Origin of the sequence: Nocardia sp. NPDC019395 (genome assembly GCF_040632335.1) — a bacterium.
GTDB lineage: Bacteria > Actinomycetota > Actinomycetes > Mycobacteriales > Mycobacteriaceae > Nocardia.
The window spans coordinates 26,054-36,145 of the sequence record NZ_JBEYBT010000029.1; the positions used below are offsets into that span (position 1 = coordinate 26,054).

Sequence of the window (10,092 nt, forward strand, 5' to 3'; positions counted from 1 at the left end):
TCCAGTGTGCACCCGCGCCCGAACCGGAACTAAGCCCGCGACCTGGTGCGGTTGGTCACATCCCCGGGGGTCGGGCCTGGTAGCGCTAGCATGGCGGCGGTGCGGAGTGGGTGCGGAGTGCTGGCGGGTGTGCTGGCGGTAGTGGTGGTCTGCGTTGCGGGATGCGCGGACGACGGAGGCGACCCCGCCGCGGCGCCGGCGCCGGTCCCCGCGGAACTGAGCCGGTTCTATAACCAGGCCCCGGAATGGGGGTCCTGCGCCGGCTACACGGAGCCGGGGGAAGGGTTACCGCCCGCCGCGCAGTGCGCGCGCATCGAGGTGCCGGTCGACTACGCCGACCCCGGCGGCCCGACCGCGCAACTGGCCCTGTCGAGGCTGCGGGCCACCGGCGCGCCGATCGGGTCGCTACTGCTCAATCCCGGCGGGCCGGGGATGTCGGGGCTTTCCACGGTGTCGATCGGCGGTGGCACCCCCGTGGCGGAGCGATTCGACCGGGTGGGCTTCGATCCGCGCGGTGTCGGCGCGTCCACCCCCGCCGTGGCCTGCCTGACCCCGCCGGAAGCCGATGCCGAACGGGCCGAGAACCCGGAGCCGAACACACCCGAGGGGATCGCCGCCGACGAAACCGAGAACCGTGAATACGCCGACCGGTGTATGGAACGGACGGGGCCCGACCTGCTCGCGCATATCGGGACGCGGGAGGTCGTCCAGGATATGGACATCATCCGGGCGGTGCTCGGCGATCCGAAGCTCAACTACCTCGGCTATTCCTATGGAACCCGGCTCGGCGCGGCGTACGCGGAGAGGTTTCCCGGGAATGTGCGCGCGATGGTGCTCGACGGCGCCATCGATCCGGCCCAGGACCCGGTCGACGAATCGCTGCGCCAGGCCGCCGGGTTCCAGCAGGCCTTCGACGCCTACGCCGCGGACTGTGTACGTGCGCCGGACTGCCCGCTGGGTACCGACCCCGCCCAGGTGATCCCGCGTTTCCGGGCCCTGGTGGACCCGCTGTGGGATAAACCGGCGGCCACCACCGACCCCCGCGGGCTCAGCTACGACGATGCGATCACCGGCGTTCAGCAGACCCTCTACGGTGCCGATTTCTGGCCGGTCCTCACCGTCGGGCTGACCGAACTCGCCCAGGGTCGCGGCGATACGCTGCTGCAGCTCGCCGATCTGTACAACGGCCGCCGCGACGACGGCAGCTACAGCAATCTCACCGATTCCTTCAACGCGATCCGCTGTGTGGACGATCCGCGGGTCACCGACCGGGCGGTGGCCGGCCGCCAGGACGCCGAATACCGCGCGGCGGCTCCCTTCCTGGACGACGGGCGCGGTACCGGCGCGGCACCTCTGGAGTTGTGCGCGGGGTGGCCGGTACCGAACACCAGCCAACCGCACGAGATCTCCGCGCCGGGCCTGCCGGAGACCGTGGTGGTGTCCACCACGGGCGATCCGGCCACGCCCTATCAGGCGGGTGTCGACCTGGCCGGCCAGCTCGATGCCGCGCTGATCACGCATGAGGGCGATAGTCATACGGTCGTTTTCAACGGGGGCGCGGCCTGCGTCGACGATGCCGTGGTCAGCTATCTGGTCGACCTGAAATCTCCGCCCGAGGGCCTGCGCTGTTGATCCGACACACAGCACAGAACGTCATGTAACACGGATTTAACGCCGGGTGCCTACTCTCGCGGTCATGGATCGCCAGAAGGAATTCGTGCTGCGGACGCTCGAAGAGCGGGACATCCGCTTCGTGCGTCTCTGGTTCACCGACGTGCTGGGCTATCTCAAGTCCGTCGCCATCGCGCCCGCCGAGCTCGAGGGGGCGTTCGAAGAGGGCATCGGCTTCGACGGTTCGGCCATCGAAGGTTTCGCGCGGATCTCCGAGGCCGATATGGTAGCCCGGCCCGATCCGTCCACCTTCCAGGTGCTGCCGTGGGCCTCCAGCAAGGGACACCAGCATTCCGCCCGGATGTTCTGCGATATCACCATGCCCGACGGTTCGCCGTCGTGGGCCGATCCGCGCCACGTCCTGCGGCGTCAGCTCAACAAGGCCGGTGACGTCGGGTTCACCTGCTATGTGCACCCGGAGATCGAGTTCTTCCTGCTGAAGAACCAGGCCGACGGTGTCCCCCCGGTCCCCGCCGACAACGGTGGGTTCTTCGACCAGGCCGTGCACGATTCCGCGCCGAACTTCCGGCGCCACGCCATCGATGCCCTCGAATCGATGGGTATCTCGGTGGAGTTCAGCCATCACGAGGGCGCGCCCGGCCAGCAGGAGATCGACCTGCGGTACGCGGACGCGCTGTCGATGGCCGATAACGTGATGACCTTCCGGTACCTGATCAAGGAAGTCGCCATCGACGAGGGCGTGCGCGCGACCTTCATGCCCAAGCCGTTCTCGCAGTACCCGGGCTCGGCCATGCATACGCATATGAGCCTGTTCGAGGGCGAGGCGAACGCGTTCTCCGATCCGGACGATCCGAACAACCTCTCCGCGACCGCGCGCGCCTTCATCGCCGGCATCCTGGAACACGCGCATGAGATCAGCGCGGTCACCAACCAGTGGGTGAACTCCTACAAGCGACTCATCCACGGTGGCGAAGCGCCGACCGCGGCTTCCTGGGGCCGGTCCAACCGGTCGGCGCTGGTCCGGGTGCCCATGTACACCCCGAACAAATCGTCGTCGCGGCGCGTCGAGATCCGTAGCCCTGATTCCGCCTGCAACCCGTACCTGACCTTCGCGGTACTGCTGGCCGCCGGCCTGCGCGGTGTCGAGAAGGGGTACACGCTGCCGCCGGAGGCCGAGGACGATGTCTGGGCGCTGACCGCCGCTGAACGGCGCGCCATGGGCTTCAAGGAACTGCCCGGCACCCTGGACGAGGCGCTGCACGCGATGGAACGCTCGGAACTGGTCGCCGAAACGCTCGGCGAGCATGTCTTCGACTTCTTCCTGCGCAACAAGCGCCGGGAGTGGGCGGACTACCGGGCTCAGGTGACGCCGTTCGAACTGCGCGAGTACCTCGGCCTCTGACCCGCGGGGGTACGGCGCACATCCGGGCGCGGAGTGGGTAACTTGGGCTCATGGTCCGCCCCCCGTCCGCCCGGTCCGCCGTCCCCGGGGCCGGTCGGCTCGGATTGCTCGAGCCGACGGCCGCAGAATCACTGAAAACCCTCGGCTGGGACAACGTCGAGAGTATCCCGGTGCTGTGGTCGCTCTCGCGTGCGCCGGACGCCGATCTCGCGCTCAGCACCCTGATCCGGATCCAGGAATCGCTCGAAAGCGATTGGGACGCCCTCGATTCGGCGATCCGCAACGAGACAATGCTGCGCGGCCGGCTGTTCGCGCTTCTCGGGTCCTCGACGGCGTTCGGTGACCACCTGGTGGCCGACCCGCGGGCTTGGACGTTGTTGCGCCGGGCCGAACTGCCCACCCGCGAGGAGTTGATCGCCGACCTACTCGCGGTGGTGGGCGCCGAACCCGAGACCGGGCCGAATGCCGGTCCGATGCTCTTCCGGGCCGCCGAATCCGGGCCCGAAGTGGTGGCCGATCTGCGGAAACGCTATCGCGACCAGCTCATGCTGCTGGCCGCCGTCGACCTGGCCGCGACCGTGGAGAACGAACCGGTCATCCCGTACGAGGTGGTAGGCCGGCAATTGACGGCCCTCGCCGATGCCGCGCTCACCACCGCCCTGTCGGTCGCGGTGGCGCGGGTATGCCGCGACGAACCGTGTCCGGCCCGGCTGGCCGTGATCGCGATGGGTAAGAGCGGCGCGTGCGAACTCAACTACGTCAGCGATGTCGATATCGTGTTCGTCGCCGAACCCGCCGACGCCACCGCCACCCGTCTGGCCGCCGAGATGATGACGGTAGGCAGTTCGGCGTTCTTCGAGGTGGATGCCGCGCTACGTCCCGAGGGAAAAGCCGGCGCGCTGGTGCGCACCCTCGAATCGCATCTGGCCTACTACCAGCGCTGGGCGCGTACCTGGGAATTCCAGGCGCTGCTGAAAGCACGTCCGATGACCGGCGATCTGGAACTGGGGGAGCAGTACCGCGCCGCGACCGATGAAATGGTGTGGACCGCCTCCGAACGCCCGGATTTCGTTCCCGACGTCCAGGCGATGCGGCGCCGGGTGGAGGATCTGGTTCCCGAGGAACTGCGCGAGCGGGAGCTGAAACTGGGTAGTGGCAGCCTGCGCGATGTGGAGTTCGCGGTGCAGCTGCTGCAGCTCGTCCACGGCCGGGTCGACCCCGCGCTCCATGTGCAGGGGACCGTGGAAGCGCTCGCCGCGCTATCCGCACGCGGGTATGTGGGGCGTGAGGACGCCGCCAATCTGACTGCCTCCTACGAATTCCTGCGTCTGCTCGAACACCGGCTGCAACTGAGGCGGCTCAAACGCACCCACACCCTGCCGGCAGCCGACGACGAAGAGGGAATCCGCTGGCTGGCGCGGGCCGCGCATATCCGGCCCGACGGTAAACGGGATGCCGCCGGAGTGCTGCGGGTGGATCTGCGCCGGCACACCAGCCGGATCCGGCGCCTGCACACCAAACTCTTCTACCGCCCGCTGCTGGAATCGGTGGCCAGTATCGATTCCGAGGCATTGCGGCTCGGGCCCGATGCCGCCGTCCGCCAGCTCGCCGCGCTCGGTTACGCCGATCCCGAGCACGCGCTGGGGCATCTGAGGTCACTCACCAGCGGAGTGTCGCGGAAGGGCAGAATCCAGGCGCTGCTGCTGCCGACACTGCTGGCCTGGCTCGGCGACACCCCCGACCCCGATGCGGGCCTGCTCGCCTACCGGCGGGTGTCGGAAGGGCTGATCGATCAGGACTGGTATCTGCGGGTACTGCGCGACGAGGGCGCGGTGGGGCAGCGGCTGATGATGGTGCTGGGTTCCTCGGCGTATCTGCCCGATCTGCTGATCAACGCCCCCGAGACCATCCGGATGTTCGCCGACGGACCCGAGGGCCCGCTGCTGTTACGCCCGAAGACCACGGATGTCGCGGGCGGGATCCTCACCGCCGCCGACCGCTATGAGGACCCGAAACGTGCCGTGGCCACCGCGCGTTCGCTGCGCCGGCACGAACTGGCCCGGGTGGCCTCGGCGGATCTGCTGGGGCTGCTCGATGTTCCGCGGGTCTGTGAGGCGCTGTCATCGGTGTGGGTGACGGTGCTCGAGGCCGCGCTGCGGGCTGTTATCCGGGCCAGTGCCGCCGAACGGGGCGCGCCCGCGCCCGCGGATTTCGCGGTGATCGGCATGGGCCGGCTGGGCGGGATGGAACTGGGATACGGCTCGGACGCCGATGTGCTGTTCGTCTGCGATCCCCGGCCGGGCGAGGACGAACACGTCGCGGTGAAATGGGCGAACAGTATCGCCGAGCGGGTGCAGAAACTCCTCGGTGCGCCCAGCACCGACCCGCCGCTGCAGGTCGACGCCGGATTACGCCCCGAGGGCCGCAGCGGTGCGCTCGTGCGGACCCTCGCCGCCTACGACGCCTACTACCGGCAATGGGCTCAGCCGTGGGAGGTCCAGGCCCTGCTGCGGGCGCACCAGGTCGCCGGTGACGAGGCGCTGGGCCTGCGGTTCCTGCATACCATCGACCCGGTGCGTTACCCGTCCGGCGGCGTCTCGGCCGAGGCGGTGCGGGAAATCCGCCGGATCAAGGCCCGGGTGGATTCCGAACGGCTGCCCCGCGGCGCCGATCCCGCCACTCATACCAAGCTGGGTCGCGGCGGGCTGGCCGATATCGAATGGACCGTGCAACTGCTGCAATTGCGGCACGCGCACGAGGTGGAGGCGCTGCACAACACCTCGACCCTGCAATCGCTCGATGTCATCCAGCGCACGGAATTGCTCGATGCCGAGGACACCGAACTGCTGCGCCAGTCCTGGCTCGCCGCCACCGCGGCACGTAACGCGCTGGTCCTGGTCCGTGGTAAACCCACCGATCAGCTGCCCGGCCCCGGGCGTACGTTGTCGGCGGTCGCCCGGGTTGCGGGCTGGCCCAGCGACGACGGTGGTGAGTTCCTGGACAACTACCTGCGGGTCACCCGGCGGGCGCGCGCGGTGGTGGAACGGGTGTTCGGCGTCTAGGCGACCGCCGCCGTGCGGTCCGCGGATCGACTGTGCCGTCAGGTGCCGGTCAATGCGCGGAAACGGGCGACCAGGACGTCGAGCGCCCGCCGGTCTTCGAGATCGGGTGGGCGGTGGCCGCCGTCGGCGGTGACGGTTACCCGGGTACCGGGCCCGATACCCAGTTCCGCCCAGCACCAGGGCAGTACGGGCAGGTTCACCACATGCTCGTTGGCCGCGACCGTGATCCGGCCGGTGTAGCCGGTGGCGCCCGCGGCCAGTTCCTCGGCGGCTTCCGCGGTCAGCGTGCCGGGTGAGCCGAATTCTTCGACGTACACAGTCCCTCCTCCGGCACTGTTCGATGTTCAGTCGACGCGCGGCCCGGTGCGGTGAAGCGTGCTCACGGCCGGTCCTGTCACTGTTCCCCGGCCACCGGAAGTCGCGCCTCGAGCCAGGCGATGACGTCGGCGAGTACCTCGTCGCGCTCGGGTTCGTTGAACACCTCGTGATAGAGCCCCTCGTACCGGCGGACCGTGAGATCGGTGGTCCCGGCACGCTGTTCGATCCGGTCGGTACTCGCCGGTGCCGCGATGGCGTCGGCGGTACCGTGCAGTACCAGCGTGGGCACGCGCAACCGCGGCAGCCGGTCGAGTACCTGCCCGGCCGCGGTGAGGATCTCGGTGGCCGTGCGGGCGGGCAATTTCCCGCGGAACACCAGCGGATCGTCGTCATAGGCGGTGACCACTGCCGGGTCGCGACTGATCTGTGACGAATCGAGTTGCAGCACACCGAGGTTCGGCGCCAGACGGGTGAGCACAGGTGCCAGCAGTCGCTGCGCCGGATTCCCGGCATCGATGATCAGTGGGGGTGCCGAGACCACCACACCGGCGACGTCCAGCGGCGCGCGCGTGGCCAGGTACAGGGTGATCAGCGCGCCCATGGAATGGCCGATCACGAACGCGGGCACCCCGGGGTGTTCGGTGCGGGCGAGGTCGAGCAGGGCCTCCACATTGTCCGCGGCATTATCGATCGAGCCGAGATTCGCCCGCGCGCCGATCCGCCCCGACCTCCCGTGCCCCACATGATCGAGCGCGTGGACCGTGAAACCGGCGGCGGCCAGCGTATGACCGACGTACTCGTACCGCCCCGCATGTTCGGCGACCCCGTGCACGAGCACGATCACCGCGCTCACCGGAACCGCCGGGACCCAGGACATCCGGGCGAGCTTCGTACCCGCGTGCTCGAATTCCCCGCGCTGCGTGTGTATTTCCTGGTTGCCGGTCATAGGCCCTTCCTCACAGGGGATGCATGCGGTCCGCGAGGACCGCGGCGGAGCGGATATCGCATCACCGGTTATCCCTCGAAGCCGGTATATGTGGTCCGCGGAGGCCGCCGAAGCGCCGGCGGAGGTATCGCATCATCTCGGCTCCTGAAGCCCCCCGGCTGATCAACGACCCCGCCCCGTTCCGGTCTGCTCCGGTTCGGCGAGCGCGGTGAACAGGCGCCGGTTGAACTCGATCAGCCGAGCGTAGTTCACCCGGGACAGGCGCTCGTCGTTTCCGTGGATCCGTTCCAGATCCGCCGCGGTGAGCCGGATCGGCGCGAAATTGCACCGGGTCCCGGCCAGATCGTCGTAGTGGCGGGAATCGGTGGCGCCCGGCACCAGGCCGGTGGTCACGGCCACCTCCGGCGCCACCTGGCGGGTGATATCGGCGATCATGTCGAACAGCGGCCCCGGGCGCGTACCGGTTGAGGGTTCGGTGGACATACCCACCAGCTCGATCCGCACCCGGCTGTCGCGCACCGTCCGGCGGCAGTGCGCCAGCACCGAATCCACCGAATCCCCGGGCAGGATCCGGAAATTGACCAGGGCCTCGGCCTGCTGCGGCAGAACGTTCGGTTTCACCCCGCCCCGGATCACCGTCGGTGCGGTGGTGGTGCGCACCAGCGCCTCGGTCTGCGGGGTCGCGGCCATGATCCGGGCGACCACCGGCGCCGCCGCCCCGGCGAAACCGAGCAGCCGGCGTTTGGTGGCGGGCAGATACGGACGCAGGCGGGCCAGCATATCGGTGACCACCGGCGTCACCCGCAACGGCATCGGATGGTCCTGGATACGGCTCACCGCACGGGCCAGCCGCCCGATCGCGGTCTGCCGCCCCGGCATGGACGAATGGCCGCCGGTTTCCGATACCGACAACCGGACGGTGGCGTAACCCTTCTCACCCAGCATGATCGTGGCCACCGGCACCCGTACATCGTCGACGATCCCGTCGGTGATCACCCCGCCCTCGTCGAGCAGCAGCTCCGCCCGGACGCCGCGCTCGCGTAACCGGGCGGCCATCCGCACCGCACCCGCATCGCCGAACACCTCTTCGTCATGGCCGAAGGCCAGGTAGACGGTATGCCGCGGCCGCAGCCCGGCGGCCAGCGCGGATTCGGCTGCTTCCAGGATCGCCAGCACCCGGCTCTTATCGTCGATCGCGCCGCGACCCCAGATGAACTCCTGGTCGACCACACCTGCGAAAGGGGGATGGGTCCAGCCCGCGAGGTCCTCCGCGGGCACCACATCCTGATGCGCGAGCAGTACGGCCGCGGTCCGGGTGTCGTCGGTGCCGCGCCAGGTGTAGAGCCTGCTGTGGCCGAATTTCTCCAGCTCGAGTTCCGCGTGCACCCGCGGGAAGGACTGTTCCAGGTGCGCGCCGAGTCGGTTGAACTCCGCGTCGAGCGAGCTGTCCGGATCGGTCGTGTCCGTCTCCTCCCGCGATACGGTGACACAGCGCAGCGCGACCGCGAGCCGTTCCGCGGTGGCATCGTCGACCGGGTCACCGGGCGACGGACGGGACTCGACGTTGGTGGACATCCCTGTATTGTCCTCGCTTCCGCAATTCCGGCAGTCCGGACACCCCACGAGACGCGGGCCATCGCCGACCGGGATCCGTGGTGCGCCGCGGAGGTAGTCGGTGCCCGGCTCCGACGGGTTGCCCGTCCCGTGGCGGGACGGCTGGGACGCGGGCATTATTCTGGGAGTCATGGCAGCAGGCAAGCCCGACAAAGAGGCCAAGGCCGCGGCGAAAGCAGCGCGCAAACAGCAGTCGAAGGAACGTCGTCAGCAGATCTGGCAGGCGTTCCAGATGCAGCGCAAAGAAGACAAACTGCTGCTGCCGCTGCTGATCGGCACGGTGCTCGTCACCACGCTGGTGCTGTTCGGGATCGGGTTCATCTTCGATGTGCAGTGGTTCCTGCTGCCGCTGGGCCTGCTGCTGGGTGTGCTGCTGGCCTTCATCATCTTCGGCCGGCGCGTGCAGAAGACTGTCTACGGCAAAGCCGAGGGACAGGCCGGCGCGGCGGCCTGGGTGCTGGACAATCTGCAGGGCAAATGGCGGGTCAGCAACGGTATCGCCGCCACCACCCAACTCGACGCGGTGCACCGGGTCATCGGGCTGCCCGGCGTGATCTTCGTGGCGGAGGGTTCGCCGCAGCGGGTGCGGTCGCTGCTCGCCCAGGAGAAGAAGCGCACGGCCCGGCTGGTGGGTGATACTCCCATCTACGACGTGGTGATCGGTAACGACGAGGGGCAGGTTCCGCTCAAACAACTGCAGCGCTACCTGACCAAACTGCCTCGCAATATCGACACCAAACGAATGGACCAGATCGAGGGCCGGCTCAGCGCCCTGAGCGCGCGCGGGGGGCCGGCGATGCCGAAGGGGCCGATGCCGACGAACGCCAAGATGCGGGGTATGCAGCGGACCATCCGCCGACGGTAAGTTTTGCGCCGGGTCGGCGGGGGGCCGAACTACGCAGGCTGATCGCCGCATGCGGGGAAATGGGGTGGGGGTGTATGCGGACGGATACAGGTTTGCGGGGGCGAGGTTGACTGTCCGTGAAGGTTCTGTATCTTTTGGCGCCGCCTGCGGCGTCGCGTGGTTCGGGGCCCCCTTGGTCTCGTTCTTCACTCCCGGCGCTCAGTCGCTGCGCTCCTTCGCTCTGGTCGCTCCAGAACGAGACGGGCCCCGAACC

Annotated in this window: 7 protein-coding genes; 4 read left to right on the top strand and 3 right to left on the bottom strand. The window is 68.7% G+C overall.

The features are described 5' to 3' along the window. The first annotated feature begins 90 nt into the window (after positions 1 to 90). The 3 genes from ABZ827_RS30305 (at position 91) to ABZ827_RS30315 (ending at position 6,096) form a co-directional block, all read left to right on the top strand. Positions 91 to 1,632, top strand: coding sequence for an alpha/beta hydrolase (locus tag ABZ827_RS30305; RefSeq protein WP_357244158.1), 1,542 nt, complete (start codon positions 91 to 93; stop codon positions 1,630 to 1,632). A 64-nt stretch (positions 1,633 to 1,696) separates the two neighbouring features. Further along, a complete protein-coding gene (glnA, locus tag ABZ827_RS30310) occupies positions 1,697 to 3,034 on the top strand; it encodes a type I glutamate--ammonia ligase (protein WP_357244161.1) in 1,338 nt (445 codons plus the stop codon). A gap of 50 nt (positions 3,035 to 3,084) precedes the next feature. Then, positions 3,085 to 6,096, top strand: a complete 3,012-nt coding sequence (locus ABZ827_RS30315; protein WP_357244163.1) for a bifunctional [glutamine synthetase] adenylyltransferase/[glutamine synthetase]-adenylyl-L-tyrosine phosphorylase — start codon at positions 3,085 to 3,087, stop codon at positions 6,094 to 6,096. 38 nt (positions 6,097 to 6,134) lie between these two features. Here ABZ827_RS30315 and ABZ827_RS30320 read toward each other — a convergent pair whose 3' ends face one another. From ABZ827_RS30320 to ABZ827_RS30330, 3 genes are all read right to left on the bottom strand, one after another. Continuing rightward, entirely contained in the window at positions 6,135 to 6,413 is a 279-nt protein-coding gene (locus ABZ827_RS30320) for an HPr family phosphocarrier protein (RefSeq protein ID WP_357244165.1), read from the bottom strand. 77 nt (positions 6,414 to 6,490) lie between these two features. Further along, positions 6,491 to 7,360, bottom strand: a complete 870-nt coding sequence (locus ABZ827_RS30325; protein ID WP_357244168.1) for a lysophospholipase — start codon at positions 7,358 to 7,360, stop codon at positions 6,491 to 6,493. Between the two features lie 162 nt (positions 7,361 to 7,522). Continuing rightward, complete coding sequence (locus tag ABZ827_RS30330; protein WP_357244171.1) at positions 7,523 to 8,935, bottom strand: M20/M25/M40 family metallo-hydrolase; 1,413 nt, start codon at positions 8,933 to 8,935, stop codon at positions 7,523 to 7,525. Between the two features lie 169 nt (positions 8,936 to 9,104). On the opposite strand from ABZ827_RS30330, the gene ABZ827_RS30335 reads away from it, so the two are divergent. Then, positions 9,105 to 9,839, top strand: coding sequence for a DUF4191 domain-containing protein (locus tag ABZ827_RS30335; protein ID WP_357244174.1), 735 nt, complete (start codon positions 9,105 to 9,107; stop codon positions 9,837 to 9,839). Positions 9,840 to 10,092: the final 253 nt, after the last annotated feature.

Excerpts from the sequence above, each read along its gene's own strand:
- glnA (WP_357244161.1), top strand. The coding sequence starts at position 1,697 with ATGGATCGCCAGAAGGAATTCGTGCTGCGGACGCTCGAAGAGCGGGAC.
- ABZ827_RS30335 (WP_357244174.1), top strand. The coding sequence starts at position 9,105 with ATGGCAGCAGGCAAGCCCGACAAAGAGGCCAAGGCCGCGGCGAAAGCA.
- ABZ827_RS30305 (WP_357244158.1), top strand. The coding sequence starts at position 91 with ATGGCGGCGGTGCGGAGTGGGTGCGGAGTGCTGGCGGGTGTGCTGGCG.
- ABZ827_RS30330 (WP_357244171.1), bottom strand. The coding sequence starts at position 8,935 with ATGTCCACCAACGTCGAGTCCCGTCCGTCGCCCGGTGACCCGGTCGAC.
- ABZ827_RS30325 (WP_357244168.1), bottom strand. The coding sequence starts at position 7,360 with ATGACCGGCAACCAGGAAATACACACGCAGCGCGGGGAATTCGAGCAC.
- ABZ827_RS30315 (WP_357244163.1), top strand. The coding sequence starts at position 3,085 with ATGGTCCGCCCCCCGTCCGCCCGGTCCGCCGTCCCCGGGGCCGGTCGG.